The organism is Paenalcaligenes suwonensis (genome assembly GCF_011290505.1).
In the GTDB taxonomy this organism is placed as follows: domain Bacteria; phylum Pseudomonadota; class Gammaproteobacteria; order Burkholderiales; family Burkholderiaceae_B; genus Paenalcaligenes; species Paenalcaligenes suwonensis.
The window spans coordinates 593,651-609,896 of sequence record NZ_JAANPV010000001.1 but is presented as its reverse complement, the minus strand read 5'-3'; the positions used below and the strand labels follow the sequence as shown (position 1 = coordinate 609,896).

The following is a 16,246-nucleotide window of genomic DNA, read 5'->3' as shown; positions in this document are numbered from 1 at the left end:
CCCTTTAGGGCGCACGCTGAGCATCTTATTGTTCAGCTCCCTCTATACAGCGCTACCAGCCTCTGCGGCTGGGTTGCTGGATATTTGGGAGCTGGCTTTAGCGCGTGACCCAGCCTACGCTGCCACACGTTATGCCAGCACAGCAGATCAAGAACAAATACATCAGGCCAGAGCGCAGTTATTGCCGCATTTGGAAGGTAATGCCCAAGCTGGCACTACCGACCGACGCCGAGCCAGCTCGCTGAAACAATACGGCCACAGCAACGTCAATCAATGGAACCTAACGCTCAGTCAGGTAATTATTGATCTGCAAGCCTACAGCCTGTACGAACGCTCCAAACACTTGGCAGCCGTTGCCGTACTCAATGAAGAACAAGCCCGTCAGCAATTAATCGTACGAGTGGCACAAGCCTACTTCAACGTACTAACGGCACAAGACACCCTACGATCACTGTACGCCCAGCGCCAAGCGGTAACACACCAGCTAAACGCAGCCGAAGCGTCATTTGATTTAGGTGGCACATCCATTACCGACGCCTATGAGGCCAAAGCAAGGTTAGACCTTGTGAACAGTTCTATAGTCGGTGCAGAAAGTCAGCTACAAGTACAGCAGCAAGCACTAGAGGCATTGATTGCCGAACCTGCTCCTGTGCTAAATGGCTTATCTACGAATGATCTGCCTACACCTGAACCTGCACAGCCCGAAACCTGGGCATCACAAGCCGCACAACGCAATCTAAGCGTACTGAAAGCTGAGCTTACCTGGCTAAGCACACAATCAGCCTTAGAGGCCGCCAAACGCGAGCACGCCCCTACCTTGTCGTTAGAAGCCCGTACGGGCAGTAATAACCAACAAGGTGTGTACCAAGATAGCCGCTCGCCGCGTGCGCTAGATAGCAGCATAGGGTTAGAGCTTAAGATTCCACTGTATTCCGGTGGGGCTATTTCATCTCGAGTACGTGAGCAAACCGCTAGGTTACAGCAACAGAATTTCGAGAAAGAAGACGCTAAACGCAATGCCATTACTGCCGCCCGCCAGTATTTCACTGACGTGAATATGGGGCTATTACAGGTGCGCGCATTACAGGCTGCTGAGCGTTCTAGCCAAGCGTCGCTAGATGCCAATGAGCTAGCGTATGAAGTCGGCGTGCGTATCAATATTGACGTGTTGAATGCGCAGCAACAGTTGTATGAGACTCAACGTGCATTATCTAAAGCACGGTACGACACGCTGTTAAATAGCTTACGGTTGAAAGAGGCGGCTGGTACGCTGAGTGATGCGGATCTTAAAGCGCTAGATGCGCTGCTGGATCAACCGCAACCTGCAGCCTAATTCTGATGCCCCATCGTGTTCATCGCACATGCATGTAGGGCTGCTAGTCCAGCCAGTTGCTTGATATGAATACTGTGTTCATCGCACACGCTTGGGGACTGCGGAACAACTTTTTGTGATTTGAGGCTAGCTAATGCAGTCCAGTCGTGAGTAAGCAGGCCAAAACGGCCTCAAGCAGCAACACTATACGCTAGTAATGCCATACTGAAACAAATACCAGCCAATCCACATCATAAACACACCAATCAGCGTGTCTATCACTCGCCATACACCACGGCTACGCAGCCAAGGCGATAGCAATACGGCGCCGTAAGCAAGCGAGAAGAACCACACGATGGATGCCACACTGGTACCTAGCCAAAAGCCCAGCTTATGCTGCTCTTCATAGGTTGCTGCAATGCCACCTACCAATAGCAAGGTATCCACATACACATGAGGGTTCAGCAAGGTGATGGCTAAGGTAATAAGCACCACACGCTTGAGGCTGACCGCCGCCGCAGAGCCATCTAGGTGCATGCCACTGCTACCCACCCATGCACTGCGCCATGCCCTAAGGCCGTAATACACTACAAAGGCCGCCCCTAAAAAGGCCAGCACTCGTGTCAGCGTTGCGTTTTGGCTAAGCAAGGTACCTACGCCAAACACGCCAGCCCCCATCAAAACAATGTCACACACCGTGCAAATCAGTGCTACCCAAAATACATGCTGACGCAATAACCCCTGCTTCAATACAAAGATATTTTGGGCACCAATAGCCACAATCAAACCTAGGCCTAATAATGCGCCCTGTAAGAATGCGTGTTCCATGTTTTTACTTGCGAATTTTACGTACTAGCGCTGTAGTCGATCTATCGAACTCAAAATCGATGGCAACGGCATCACCACCCCAACTACGCACTAAGGCAGTTTCAGGCAGTTTTTCCATATCGTAATCGCCACCTTTGACGATGAGATCGGGCTTTAAGGCCGCGATAATGGCCTCTGGCGTGTCTTCTGCAAAGAAGGTCACCGCCGTGGTAGACGACAGCGCTGCTAATAACGCAGCGCGATCATCTTCACCGTTTAACGGTCTATCATCTCCTTTACCTAAGCGACGTACCGATGCATCTGTATTAATGGCAACGACTAGGCTTGCACCTAACTGTGCCGCTGCATCCAGGTAGCTTACGTGCCCACGGTGCAAAATATCAAATACGCCATTGGTAAACACCAACGGACGCGGTAGATCACCACGCTCTACTGCTGCAGCAAGAGCGTCTGGCGTATAGATTTTTTGCTCAAAGGTGATTGCCATAATAATTAGGCCGTTACGATAGTTTGCTGCATTTTGCTTAGATCTTTACGGTAACGATTTAACTCTTGTACCGATTTAAAATCTTCGCCCATCAACAACGACATGTTGTGCAGAATACGGGTAGAAACTTTACCTTCCCACTCTTTATCAAAGCGGATTTGGTCATCCAACCAATGCTCTAACCAGCCAGGTGAAGGCAGTTTGGATTGCACGGTGTCATCGGGGTACATCTCTTTGTTCACGTGCAAGTTAGTGGGGTGCAACGCCTGAGCTGTACGGTGGGCAGAGGCCATCAACACACCAATCTTAGAAAACGCCAAGCGGGTTTCCAGTTTGGTCGCGTCGTTAGGCGTAGCCAATGCACGGCGCATGTAACGCAAGTAAGCACCCGCGTGACGGGCTTCGTCTTGGGCCACAATTTTGTAAATAGCTTGGATAACCGGCTCGGTATGCCAGTCAGCAGCGCGTCTATACCAGTGATTCAACCGCACCTCGCCGCAGAAGTGCAGCATCATGGTTTCCATCGCAGGAGCGGGATCAAACTCAAAACGTACGTTATGCAGCTCTTCTTCTGTAGGCACCAACTCAGGGCGGAATCTACGCAGATACTCCATCAACACCAGTGAGTGTTTCTGCTCTTCAAAGAACCAAATCGACATGAAGGACGAAAAGTCACTGTCATTGCGAAAATCACGTAAGAACATCTCCGTAGCAGGCAATGCAGCCCACTCGGTAATGGCATTCATCTTGATGGTATAAGCCTGTTCATCTGTCAGCTTGGACGCATCATAGTCATCCCAGGGAATGTCATGCGACAGGTTCCAACGTACAGCTTCCATGGATTTGAACAACTCGGGATATAACATCTCTCATCCTCGGGGGTAAATCGACACACCATAATAAGGTGTGCAGTTCTCAGAATTATGTCAGTACCAAAACGTCGTTAACGCGGTACTACAATACTTTTACAGCCCACAGCACCAAACCCACGATCACGGCCAACAACGCACACAATACGGTCATTAGCCTATTGTTCTGTTCTTGGGCCACTCGTAGTTGGCGTAATTCCTGCAGGACCACCGGCGTCGTATCTGGCCGGCTCAGATTATCGAAAACCAAACGTGGCAACTGTGGCATGATCTGTGCCCACTGACCGGCTTCTTTTTTTAGCTGCTGCTTTAAGCCCTGAGGCCCAATTCGCTGATACATCCACTTTTCTAGGTAAGGCTTAGCGGTATCCCACAGATCTAACTCGGGATCCAAATCACGCCCCATACCTTCGACGTTTAGCAAGGTTTTTTGCAGCAAGACCAACTGCGGCTGGATCTCCACATTAAAGCGCCGCGATGTTTGGAACAGACGTAATAACACCTGCCCTAACGATATTTGTGACAAGGGACGGTCAAAGTGCGGCTCGCATACGGCACGCACAGCCCCCTCCAATTCTTCTTCTCGTGTATCGGCCGGTACCCAGCCCGACTCAATGTGTAGCTGTGCTACGCGGCGATAATCACGACGGAAAAAAGCCAAGAAATTCTGTGCCAAATAGTTCTTATCAAATTCAGACAACGACCCCACAATACCGAAATCCAGTGCTATGTAGCGCCCGAAAGTATCGGGATCATCAGAGATACGAATATTGCCTGGGTGCATGTCAGCATGGAAAAAACCATCGGCAAACACTTGGGTAAAGAAAATCTCTACCCCTTTACGTGCCACCTGTTTGAGATCTACCCCTGCATCACGCAGACGCTGAATCTGATTCACAGGAATGCCACGCATTCTGTCCATGGTAAACACATTGTGCGCGCAGTAGTCCCAGTGCACTTCAGGCACCATCAGCAACTCTACACGCTCGGGAGTTTCCACAAAGTTGCGGCGCAACTGACTGCAGTTAGAGGCCTCACGAATTAGGTCTAGCTCATCGTGCAAGTACTTCTCGAACTCGGCCACTACTTCACGAGGGCGCAAACGACGGCCATCAGGCCCCGTTTTTTCTACCAATCGTGCCATGGTGCGCATCAACGCCAAATCTTTGTCGATGACCTCGCGCATACCCGGACGCAGTACCTTTACCGCAACTTCACGGCCATTATGCAGTACAGCGAAGTGCACTTGCGCAATAGACGCAGAAGCTACAGGGTCTACCTCGAAATGCTTAAAGAGTTCGCTGGTAGGAGCTCCTAATGCCTGCTCTACAATTTTGGCGGATACTTTAGAGTCAAACGGTGGCACGCGATCTTGCAGCAGGGCAAGCTCCTCAGCCACGTCTAAAGGGATCAGATCGCGACGTGTGGACAATACCTGTCCAAACTTCACGAGCACTGGGCCCAAGGATTCTAATGCCAAGCGCAAACGCTCACCGCGTGGCAGCTTAGGGGCACGCCCAAAACGTACGATACGCAGCAAACGCACCGCCCAAGGATGCCTAATACTGGACAGTACTAGTTCATCCAAACGGTATTTAAATGCAATATAAAGAATGTAGAAAAACCGGCAAAAACTCATCAGCATGACAACCTCTTTTTCTGCTCAAGACGTTGTACAGCTTGCTCGGTACGCTCTATGGCTTGTTCTAATTGCTGAAAGCGCGCTTTCCACATCTGATAACGACTGTGTGACACCAATAGGTCACTTTCTTCACCCAGATATTCACCTAGGTTTTCTGCAGCACTACGGGCTGAACGACGGCTACCTGCCAACAGGTTTTTAGCCCCCGATACCAATCGTACGGCTGGTATATCACCCACTACAGCGGCAAGCTCACCCTCTACATCGGGACGTAATGACTGAGCTAAATCAGCCACCACATTAGCCAAAGCGGCTTCGCCTTCTATACGCATTAATTGTGTTAATGCAGTAGGGTCCCCCCCCTGTAATACAGAAGGGATTTGCGAGATTCGCTCTGCGGGTAAGGTTAAGGTCACGTCAGGCAAGACTGAGGTATCGCAATGCTGTAGCTGACCACCAGCAGTAATACTGCATTGAAATTGCAGCCACCCCGCCTCTACACGCACGCTATGTCCGGAAAACGCCGCCAACTTAGCCTGTGCCCATTGGTCACGTACTAATAATCGGTTGACTAGGCGCACCCCTATACGAGCAGGATGCAAGAAATCCGGAACTACTGACATGAAATTTGCCTCTGACACGATCACCCTGCAGGGAACATAGGAAATAGCCTAGTGTAACCTGTTGCCTTGTTTATCACGCATTCTACAAGGATAAAAACAAACGCTACACCACGATAGGTATAGCGTTTGTCGCTAGGATGACCCAACAATCTTCTATCAGTCGTTGGCAGTCAACTGCTGAATACCGGCTACTAGCCAGCCAGCGTTGTCTTCTTTGTACAGGTTCCACACTTCTTCAAAGCGGAATGCTTCTGTACCTTGGCCTTCACGCAGCATACCGGAGTAACGGATGCTAGCTAAGTGGCCGCCTGCAACTTTCTCGATGCCTAGCAATTCAGCATTCAGCAATACCACTTCGGTAGAGCTGTCATCGTTTTCACGCTGTTGAATTTGTGGCGTGGCTTCGATCAGCAAATCGTCAGTCAGGTACTCACGCAATGCGTTCACATCGCCTTTGTCCCACAGCGCTTGGATTTCCACAAAACGCTGTTTGGAGTTTGCCAAGAAAGAAGTGACGTCGAAATCAGCTGGAATAAACCAGCTAGGATCCACTTCGGTTTGCTCTGGTGCGGCATACGCTGCAGCAGCGGCAGGCGCTACGGAAGCTGGCGCGGCAGGTGCAGGTTGTGCTGCACGTGGGTACTGAGGCTGCATGCCTGGGTCGTTAGACTGACGGTACTGATTATTCGAATTACCAGCACCTTGTGTCGCTGTGCGAGAACCCGCACCACGCAGACGACGAACCAAGAACATCACAGCAAATACCGCAATACCAATCAGAATCGCGCTAGACAAGAATTCCAACATTGCACCGCCTAAGCCCATGCTAGACAGCAAGGCAGCGATACCCAAACCCGCAGCAATACCTGCCAGAGGGCCTAAGAAACGGGACATGCCAGACTTAGCAGCTGTGCCTGCAGCGGCTGCACCCGCAGCACTACGCTGAGCCGTGTTAGCGGCGGCTGGAGGTGTTACAGCTTGACGTTGTTGCGTCACGTTGGATGACTGACGTCCAAAACTTTTGCCACCGCCCATACGGCGAGCTTCTGCATCAAAAGAAACGGCTAGCATACCAGCAGCGGATACAGCGATCAGCATAGTTGCCAGTACACGGGAAAATCGTTGAGAAATCATCTATGACTCCTTGCTCACGACTGCTACAGGCGTCGTGATGTCTTATGGGGCGTTGCCAGACACAGTCTGACAACTAGCTTACTAGAAGCTGAACATTAGCATAAAGCAACCCTTTTACACCACCATTAATTTCAAAAAAATTCTGTCGCTCACCCCATACCCTAGTAAGCCCTATTTTCGAGTATCGGGTTTTCCCCCTATTTAGCCCCCATCGGGTTGCCATAAAACCCTCACAAGCGCCTATAAACACAGGCGTTGCGCACCCTATAAATATTTCTTATCACTCAACACCAAAATAAACTGATTGAGCGTGACGCCAAGTCTGCACACAATACCCTGAACCTATACCTACTATATTGGGGACTTTTGTATGACTTCTGCCCAGCGCACACCAGGTGAACTGTTTATCTGGACGAACGTTGATCCTACGTACGAGGACGACTTCAACCAATGGTATGACCGCGAACATATGGAAGAACGCGCTGCCATTCCAGGTTTTTGCTGGGCCCGACGCTACAAAAACCCGCAAAACGAACGCCGTTATCTGGCGCTATACCGCACAGAAGACATTTCTGTGTTCCACAGCCCCACCTACCAACAAGCGTTCCAGCACCAAACCGCTTGGTCGCTCAGCAATTTTAGCCGCATGCAAAACAGCCAGCGCCGCGTGATGCGTGTGCAACCCTTGGCAGGTTTTGGCACGGGTGCGGCCATTGCTCTGATCACATTGGGTAATCAAGCTACAGCAGAGCAAGTTAGCCGCATTGCAGAGCAAATCCAGAAACAAATGGATGGCGTGCTTGCCCTGCGACTGTTAACCCCTGATACAGAGCTATCTACCCCTTTACCTTCGGAAGACACTACAAACCGTATACTGGAGCCGGTGTTGATTATCGACACCACAACAGAACCGGTAGCTGCTGCCGTTTCCCGTTGGATTATTGAGGAGTTCAAGTTGGATGGCACCTGTGCCACCACCTTCTCCTTGCTGTGGGACCTACGTTCTAGCGATATTTCGCGTTAATGTCCGTATACCCCTATCCCGTAGCACTTTTTTTTACTCGTTGGAGGAGTTACTAGAATGATAAAAAAACTGTTAACCGTGTCTTGCATGTTGGCCTTGGCTGGTACAGCCCAAGCGGCCACCACCTGGACAATGAGCGCCGAACAGCCTGATAACAACTACCTAACCATTAACGTACGAGAGTTTGCTAAAGACGTTGAAGAAGCCACCAACGGCTCCTTGAAAATCAACGTACAGTCCAACAGCATTCTGCTAAAACGCCCCGAAGTAAAACGCGGCGTGCAGCAAGGCGTGATCCAAATTGGTGAAGCGCTGATGTCCATCAACGGTAACGAAGATGCCATCTACGAAGTAGATAGCGTGCCTTTTTTGGCTACCTCCTTTGATGAATCCCAAAAACTGTGGAACTTGGCCCGCCCTGCTATTGCCGAGCGCTTGGATAAACAAGGCTTGATGCTGCTGTACGCCGCACCATGGCCATCACAAGGCTTCTACACCAAAAAAGAAATCAGCTCATTGGATGATTTAAACGGTTCCCGCTTCCGCTCTTACAGCGCAGCAACCAGCCGCTTAGCCACCTTGATGGGTGCCACCCCCACAACCGTGAATTCACAAGAAGTGCCTCAAGCCTTCTCTACTGGTGTGATTGATTCCATGATCACCTCCCCTTCTACAGGTGTGGATACACAGGCATGGGATTACGTGTCGCACTACTACGATGTGCAGGCCTTTATTCCTCTGAACTTCGTGATCGTGAACAAACGCGCGTTCTCTCGTTTGAGCGAAGCCGAACAAACCGCGTTGTTGGCTGCTTCCGAGCGCGCAGAAACTCGTGGCTGGCAAATGGGCCGTGAGCGCACTGAGGCGTTGACTAAAACGCTGAGCGACCACGGTATGACCGTATTGCCACCACCAGACGCTGTACGTGCTGATATGCAAAAAATCGGCGCAACCATGGCTGAAGAATGGCTGAGCAAAGCCGGTGCTGATGGTCAGAAAATCCTTGATGCCTACCGTGGTAACTAAACAGGCTGATTGTTTATGAAATGGCTAGAACACTTGGCCAAAGCATGCGGCGCGGTCGCCGCGTGCTTTCTCTGCCTCATTGCTGTCTTGGTTACAGCCCAAATCGTCGCTCGTATGATGGGAGAAATGATTCCCAGCTCAGATGAATTCGCGGCATGGGCTATGGCTTCCTCTATCTTTTTAGCATTGCCCTACACCATGCTACGCGGCGAACACATTCGCGTATCACTGATTCTGCAGTTTTTACCTAAACGCCTGCACAAGCCCTATGAACTGGTAGCGACATTGATTGCATTGGTTATTAGCGTGTGGATGTCGTATTACGTGGTGGAATTCGTGTACGAATCCTACCAGTTCAATGATGTCTCCCAAGGTATTGTGACGGTGCCGATGTGGATTCCACAATTCGGTATGCCTATAGGTTTATGTATTTTCACACTCATGCTGCTCCGCCGGCTTGTCTGCTGTGTGCGCAACCAGCCACTGGAGGATAACTAATCATGGGTGATTTAACTCAAGCCATAATTCTGATGGTCTCCTTGCTGCTCTTGTTGAGCATGGGGGTCTGGGTTGCCTTAGTACTGGTAGCATGTGGCGTCATCAGCCTAATGCTGTTTGCCGATAACCCTGCGGGCATTATTTTTGCCACCAAAGCATGGGATTCTGCCGCCAGTTGGTCATTAACCGCCTTACCGCTGTTTATCTGGATGGGTGAGATTCTTTACCGTACTCGCCTAGCAGAAGACATGTTCAAAGGCCTAGGCCCGCTTTTACAACGCTTGCCTGGCAGGTTGGTACACGTCAACACCGTAGGTTGCGGTATTTTTGCTGCCGTGAGTGGTTCCTCTGCAGCTACCGCTGCCACCATTGGTCGTATCTCCCTGCCCGAGCTGAAGTCTCGTGGTTACGACGAAGGCATTAGTATTGGTTCATTGGCTGGCGCAGGTACGCTGGGGCTGTTGATTCCACCATCCATTGTGATGATTGTGTACGCCGTTGCGGCACAGGTTTCTATCATCAAACTATTTATTGCTGGTATTTTGCCCGGCATTATGATGATTTTCCTGTTCTCGGGCTATATCGCACTGTGGTCACTGCGCCATCCAGATCGTGTACCCAAAGAGATAGAAGAAATCTCCCTGCGTGAAAAACTGTACCGTTTACGCTTGCTACTGCCCGTAGTACTGCTTATCGCTGGTGTGATTGGTTCTATCTATGCCGGTATTGCGACTGCGACAGAAGCGGCTGTGATTGGTGTGATTGGATCATTGCTCATTGCGGCAGTGGGTCGTTCTCTGAACTGGAAGTCCTTTTCGGCCAGTTTGATGGGTGCAGTGCGTACATCGTGCATGATCTCGTTCATTCTGATTGGTGCCAGCTTCCTGACTAGCGCCATGAGCTTTACTGGCATGCCTAGCAACTTGGCTTCCTGGATCGCCTCACTGAACCTGAGCCCCTATGCCTTAATTGCAGCACTAACAGTGTTCTTTATCTTGCTGGGTGCGTTCTTGGATGGCATTTCACTCATCGTATTGACCACTTCTGTGTTGATGCCAACGGTGATTGCGGCAGGCATAGACCCAATCTGGTTTGGTATTTACTTGATTCTAACGGTGGAAATGGCACAGATTACGCCCCCCATTGGTTTCAACCTGTTTGTGATCCAAAACATTACCGGCAAAAACTTGTTTGAATTGGTGAAGATGGCACTGCCTTTCTTCTGGATACTGGTATTAGCCACCGTGCTAGTCACCGTATTCCCAGAGATTGTCATGTGGTTGCCTAACGCCATGTAACGCTCTGCTTCCCGCTGGCTGCCACAGCAGCCAGCATTAACGAACTCACTACGCTTAGGCCCCTGTTTGCAGGGGTCTGGGACCCCTTACGCTAAATTATTCCGACGACGCTACAAACGAAGGACTTGGTATGACACACGACACATCTCTTCCATCCTCTAAATGGCAATTCTGGGTAGACCGAGGAGGCACCTTTACCGATATCGTGGCACGCCACCCAGACGGTCATTTGCTTACCCACAAACTGCTTTCTGACAATCCAGCACAATACCCAGACGCCGCACTGGCCGGTATTCGTCATTTGCTAGGCTTGGCAGTCGATGCACCCATTCCTAGCGAGCTAATCGAAGCCGTAAAAATGGGTACTACGGTGGCTACCAATGCGTTGTTGGAACGTAAAGGCGAACCCACTGCACTGGTCACTACACGCGGTTTTAAAGATGCTCTGCGTATTGGTTACCAAGCACGTCCTCGTATTTTTGACCGTCAAATTCACCTGCCAGAACTTCTGTACCAACGCGTAGTCGAAGTGGACGAGCGTATTCGTGCTGATGGTACGGTGGAACAAGCCTTAGACAAAGCCGCTGTACGCGCACAACTGCAAGAGGTTTACGACGCCGGCTACCGCGCGTTGGCGATTGTGTTGATGCATGGCTACCGCTACACCCAGCACGAGCAAATCATTGCCGAGATGGCCCGCGAAATGGGCTTTGGTCAGGTATCGGTTTCCCACGAAGTTAGCCCACTGATGAAACTGGTAGGTCGTGGCGACACTACCGTGGTGGATGCCTACTTGTCCCCAATCTTGCGCCGCTACGTTAACCGCGTTGCCAGTGAGCTGGATGGCGTACGCCTGATGTTCATGCAGTCTAACGGTGGTTTGACCTCTGCTCACTCTTTCCAAGGTAAAGACTCTGTATTGTCCGGCCCAGCTGGCGGTATTGTGGGTATGGCACGCACTGCTGCTGCTACTGGCGCATCGCAGCTGATCGGCTTTGACATGGGTGGTACCTCTACGGACGTCTCTCACTATGACGGCGAGTTTGAGCGCACCTTTGAAACCATTGTGGCAGGCGTACGTTTGCGCGCTCCCATGATGAACATTCACACCGTAGCGGCAGGTGGTGGTTCTATTGTGCACTTTGACGGTGCACGTATGCGTGTAGGTCCTGATTCTGCGGGTGCCTTCCCTGGCCCAGCGGCTTACCGTAATGGTGGCCCACTGACGGTCACCGACTGCAACGTTATGCTGGGCAAAATTCAGCCCGAGTTCTTCCCAAGCATCTTCGGCCCTAAAGCCGATCAGCCGCTGGATCGCGATATCGTGCGCCAGAAGTTCACTGAACTTGCTGCACAAATTAAAGAGAGCACAGGTCGCGACCATACGCCAGAACAAGTGGCTGAAGGCTTCTTGAACATTGCTGTGGCCAACATGGCCAACGCCGTGAAGAAGATCTCTATTGAACGTGGTTACGATGTCAGCCGCTACACCTTGGTTTCCTTCGGTGGTGCAGGTGGTCAGCATGCGTGCTTGGTCGCCGACTCATTGGGCATTAGCCGCGTACTGATTCACCCCTTTGCTGGTGTATTGTCTGCCTACGGTATGGGCTTGGCTGACATTACGGCTATGCGCGAAATCAGCGTAGAAGCCGAACTGAACAAACAGAACATCCCACTGTACGAAGAACAGTTGGCCCTATTGGCCGAACAAGCCAGCGCTGAAGTCTTGGCCCAAGGTGTGCCCGCACAACGCATCAACATTCTGCAACGTGCCCACCTGCGCTACGAAGGCACAGACTCCGCCTTGCTGGTGAACTACGGCGATTTAGCCGCTATGCAGGCTGAGTTTGAAGCCAGCTACCTGCAACGCTACAGCTTCTTGATGCCAGACAAAAAACTCATCGTAGAAGCCGTATCGGTAGAAGCGATTGGTGCCAGCTCTGAACAAAGCCCTGTGGTTGCCGCAGCCGCTGCCAGCGCACAAACGGCAAACGCTGCCAGCACAGCAGCCCTGTTCTCGCATGACCAGCAACACCAGTGCCCAATTTACCAACGCGCCGACTTACAACCCGGTTCACACCTGCTAGGCCCAGCGATCATTTGTGATGCCAGCGGCACCACAATCGTAGAGCCTGATTGGCAGTTGGAAATCTTGGGTGGCGGTGAAATTCTGATGACGCGTGCTGTGGCACAACGTCGTGAGAACGCCATTGGTACAGATGTTGATCCAGTGATGCTGGAGATCTTCAACAACCTGTTTATGTCCATCGCCGAGCAGATGGGTGCAACCCTTGCGAACACAGCGTTTTCGGTCAACATTAAAGAGCGTTTGGACTTCTCATGCGCCCTGTTCGATGCTGACGGCAATTTGATTGCTAACGCACCTCACATGCCTGTGCACTTGGGTTCCATGGGCGAAAGTATCAAAACGGTTATTCGTCGTAACAGCGGCAAAATGCGTCCTGGCGACAGCTACGTGCTGAACGACCCCTACAACGGCGGTACACACCTACCCGACATTACCGTGGTAACACCTGTGTTCGACACCGAGGGCAAAGACATTCTGTTCTTCGTCGCCTCACGTGGTCACCATGCTGACGTGGGCGGTATCACTCCCGGCTCCATGCCTCCAAACAGCCGTACGGTGATTGATGAAGGCGTGCTGATCGACAACTTCAAGCTGGTAGAAAACGGCTTGATGCGTGAAGCAGCTTTGCGTGAACTGTTGGGCAGCGGTCCACACCCAGCACGTAACGTAGAACAGAACATTGCCGACCTGCGCGCACAAATCGCCGCCAACGAAAAAGGCGTGCAAGAGTTGCGCCGCATGGTAGCCACCTTTGGTCTGGATGTGGTGCAAGCCTATATGCAACACGTGCAGGACAACGCCGAAGAAGCGGTACGCCGTGTGATTGGTGTACTGCAAAACGGTCAGTTCCGTTACGAAATGGACAGTGGTGCCGTGATTAACGTCAACGTGGAAGTAGATGCGGCTACCCGTAGTGCGGTGATTGATTTCACGGGCACATCGGAACAGCTAGAAAACAACTTCAACGCGCCGTCGGCTGTGTGTATGGCTGCCGTGCTGTACGTATTCCGTACCTTGGTTGACGATGACATCCCCATGAACGCAGGCTGCTTGAAACCTATTACGGTGAAAATTCCACAAGGTTGCATGCTGAATCCTAACCCACCTGCCGCAACCGTGGCCGGTAACGTGGAAACCTCGCAGGTGATTACCGACGCGCTGTACGGTGCGTTGGGTGTGATGTCGGGTGCTCAAGGCACTATGAACAACTTCACCTTTGGTAACGACACTCACCAGTACTACGAGACTATTTCTGGTGGTTCAGGTGCAGGCTTCCGTTACCACCCAGAAACCGGCGAGCGCCAGTTCTTTGATGGTACAGACGTGGTGCAAACCCACATGACTAACTCCCGTCTGACTGACCCTGAGGTTCTGGAGTGGCGCTTCCCCGTACTGCTAGAAAGCTTCACCATTCGTCCAAACAGTGGCGGTAAAGGTGCAGCATCTGGCGGTAACGGTGGTACTCGTCGCGTACGCTTCTTGGAAAACATGACAGCGTCTATTTTGTCTAACCGTCGTCGTGTAGCGCCATTTGGTCTGGAAGGCGGTGAGTCTGGCGAAGTGGGTCGCAGCTATGTGATTCGTACTGATGGCAGCCAAGAGGAAATTGGCGCTACCGGTTCAGCAGAAATGCAGCCCGGTGATGTGTTTGTGATTCAAACCCCAGGTGGTGGTGGGTTTGGGAAGGCATAACACTAGGGTGTAAAAAGTTGGTGCTAGGGGGTGAACAAGTAGTTTTGTTCACCCCTTTTTTTTCTAGGGTGCTTGTTTGAGTAACACCCCAAACGTGAGCCACAACGGCGACCTATGCTGTGAATTTCGCTGCAGAGCATATGAACAGTTTCTGCCTGCGCCAGGGGACTGCGGAAACACTTTTTGTGATTTGAGACACCAAATCACAAAAAGTTTTCACTCCGCCCCCTGAGTATTTCAGCTTTTGATAGGTTTACTACCCTTTCTTCTGTCACTATGGACTTTTATTTGTAAGGTTCTCAATGGTCTGGCTCTAACGTACCCCCACTGGCGGGCTAGCTGCTTAAGCCCCACACAGCTATGCGTTTTTAATGTAGTGAATCCTTGCGCATTATCACGCTCTTTATTTATAATTAGCCACCATACTATATGGTGACGTAATACATAGCGTTCTGCATTAGCTATCTAGCGATTAGCCTCTTTCAACTACGCACCGCACTACATTTCATCTAAAGGGACTCCGATGTCACACCACTATCTTGTAGAGCTCTTTACACCTAATGCAAACTGGAAAGCATTGTCAGTAGAGCAACGTCAAAATTTCTTGGGTGCTATAGCTTCAGCGATGCAAGGACTATCTAGTATGGGCGTAGAAGTGCTGACACTGGCTGAAGTTGAACACGGCATAGACCATACTAGTCAGCACCATTTTCTGGGAATTTGGCGATTTCCTGAGCCGCAGGTACGTGATGTGTTGTTAGCGGGTATTAAAGCCAGTGGATGGTATGAGTATTTTGACCACGTAAATGTGGCAGGCAAAGAAGGTGGCTTTCCTGAGCATCTTAAGGCCTTGATTACGATGTGATGTCACAAACAACAAGGCCCCAGTTTCCTGGGGCCTTATTGCTGCTCGCTGTACTCAAAAATCAGGGCTGTTTTACGGCGTATAGGAATAGCTCTACACGGCGGTTTAGTGAACGACCTTCTTGCGTATCGTTGCTGGCAATTGGGTTGTTAGGGCCACGGCCTTCGTCCGTCATGTGTGAAGCCGGTACGCCTTGGTTAGCCATATACCCTGTCACTGCCTGAGCGCGCTCTAAGGACAATGTTTGGTTTAACTGCAAAGAACCTGTGTTGTCGGTGTAACCAATCGCTTTGGCGCGTAATTCCGGATGCTGAATCAGGGCACGAGCCACGCTGTCCAATACGGGCAGCAGTGCTGGTTTTAGCTGATACTGACCAGAATCAAACGACACATTGCTAGGAATGTGTACGCGCAGTGTGCCATCTGGCATTTCTGTCACGGCTACGCCTAAATCACTGGCACCGGATTTTTCCACGTCGTTTTTAATCGCCGACCAGTTGTAGCCAACAATACCACCGGCTACTGCACCAATACCAGCACCAATCAACGCACCTTCAGTGCTATCACCAATCAGTACGCCCAACCCGGCCCCAATGGCGGCACCAATACCTGAACCCATCGCGGTATCGCCGCCTTTACCTTCCATCGAAGCACAACCAGCCAATACGGCGGCAACACCAATGCAGGCTGCCAGTTTATGTAGTCTCAACGAATTTTTCATTTTTTATTCCTAGAAAACCACCGAACTATCGGTATAGAGTTTGGACATGCCGTAACGGTATCTAACAGTTTTGTATTATCTGGTAAGTTACACACCACAAGCCAGTTGATTCACCAATTTTGACAAATCTATAGCTGC

Annotated in this window: 14 protein-coding genes; 7 read left to right on the top strand and 7 right to left on the bottom strand. The window is 50.9% G+C overall.

Translation table 11 applies throughout. The features are described 5' to 3' along the window. The first annotated feature begins 28 nt into the window (after nt 1–28). Nucleotides 29–1,333, top strand: a complete 1,305-nt coding sequence (locus GY634_RS02860; RefSeq protein ID WP_166407046.1) for a TolC family outer membrane protein — start codon at nt 29–31, stop codon at nt 1,331–1,333. A 183-nt stretch (nt 1,334–1,516) separates the two neighbouring features. Here GY634_RS02860 and GY634_RS02855 read toward each other — a convergent pair whose 3' ends face one another. The 6 genes from GY634_RS02855 to GY634_RS02830 all read right to left on the bottom strand — a co-directional run bounded on the left by GY634_RS02855 (nt 1,517) and on the right by GY634_RS02830 (nt 6,895). Then, nucleotides 1,517–2,140 (bottom strand): LysE/ArgO family amino acid transporter, encoded by a 624-nt coding sequence (locus tag GY634_RS02855; RefSeq protein ID WP_166407045.1) that lies wholly within the window; start codon nt 2,138–2,140, stop codon nt 1,517–1,519. 4 nt (nt 2,141–2,144) lie between these two features. Beyond that, entirely contained in the window at nt 2,145–2,627 is a 483-nt protein-coding gene (locus GY634_RS02850; protein WP_166407044.1) for an adenylyltransferase/cytidyltransferase family protein, read from the bottom strand. Between the two features lie 5 nt (nt 2,628–2,632). Then, the gene (locus GY634_RS02845) at nt 2,633–3,493 is read right to left on the bottom strand and encodes a ferritin family protein (protein WP_166407043.1); all 861 of its coding nucleotides are present in this window, start codon (nt 3,491–3,493) and stop codon (nt 2,633–2,635) included. 88 nt (nt 3,494–3,581) lie between these two features. After that, on the bottom strand, nt 3,582–5,141 hold the full coding sequence (gene ubiB, locus GY634_RS02840; protein WP_207625471.1) for a ubiquinone biosynthesis regulatory protein kinase UbiB: 1,560 nt from the start codon (nt 5,139–5,141) through the stop codon (nt 3,582–3,584). Beyond that, nucleotides 5,135–5,761 carry a ubiquinone biosynthesis accessory factor UbiJ gene (locus GY634_RS02835; protein WP_166407042.1) on the bottom strand — a complete coding sequence of 209 codons (627 nt, stop codon included), beginning with the start codon at nt 5,759–5,761 and terminating at the stop codon, nt 5,135–5,137. Before GY634_RS02835 ends, ubiB begins: the two co-directional genes overlap by 7 nt. A 156-nt stretch (nt 5,762–5,917) precedes the next feature. Further along, nucleotides 5,918–6,895, bottom strand: coding sequence for a Tim44 domain-containing protein (locus tag GY634_RS02830; RefSeq protein WP_166407041.1), 978 nt, complete (start codon nt 6,893–6,895; stop codon nt 5,918–5,920). A gap of 370 nt (nt 6,896–7,265) precedes the next feature. On the opposite strand from GY634_RS02830, the gene GY634_RS02825 reads away from it, so the two are divergent. From GY634_RS02825 to GY634_RS02800, 6 genes are all read left to right on the top strand, one after another. After that, nucleotides 7,266–7,919, top strand: coding sequence for a DUF4286 family protein (locus GY634_RS02825; protein WP_166407040.1), 654 nt, complete (start codon nt 7,266–7,268; stop codon nt 7,917–7,919). A gap of 57 nt (nt 7,920–7,976) precedes the next feature. Further along, nucleotides 7,977–8,945, top strand: a complete 969-nt coding sequence (locus tag GY634_RS02820; RefSeq protein WP_166407039.1) for a TRAP transporter substrate-binding protein — start codon at nt 7,977–7,979, stop codon at nt 8,943–8,945. A gap of 15 nt (nt 8,946–8,960) precedes the next feature. Continuing rightward, a complete protein-coding gene (locus GY634_RS02815) occupies nt 8,961–9,443 on the top strand; it encodes a TRAP transporter small permease (RefSeq protein ID WP_166407038.1) in 483 nt (160 codons plus the stop codon). Nucleotides 9,444–9,445: 2 nt separating this feature from the next. Continuing rightward, nucleotides 9,446–10,741: a TRAP transporter large permease gene (locus GY634_RS02810; RefSeq protein ID WP_166407037.1), complete on the top strand. Its 1,296-nt coding sequence runs from the start codon at nt 9,446–9,448 to the stop codon at nt 10,739–10,741. Nucleotides 10,742–10,871: 130 nt separating this feature from the next. Beyond that, nucleotides 10,872–14,522, top strand: a complete 3,651-nt coding sequence (locus GY634_RS02805) for a hydantoinase B/oxoprolinase family protein (RefSeq protein WP_166407036.1) — start codon at nt 10,872–10,874, stop codon at nt 14,520–14,522. A gap of 523 nt (nt 14,523–15,045) precedes the next feature. Beyond that, nucleotides 15,046–15,387: a DUF6616 family protein gene (locus tag GY634_RS02800; RefSeq protein WP_166407035.1), complete on the top strand. Its 342-nt coding sequence runs from the start codon at nt 15,046–15,048 to the stop codon at nt 15,385–15,387. 61 nt (nt 15,388–15,448) lie between these two features. Here GY634_RS02800 and GY634_RS02795 read toward each other — a convergent pair whose 3' ends face one another. Next, the gene (locus GY634_RS02795; RefSeq protein ID WP_166407034.1) at nt 15,449–16,108 is read right to left on the bottom strand and encodes a YiaD family glycine zipper/OmpA-like lipoprotein; all 660 of its coding nucleotides are present in this window, start codon (nt 16,106–16,108) and stop codon (nt 15,449–15,451) included. Nucleotides 16,109–16,246: the final 138 nt, after the last annotated feature.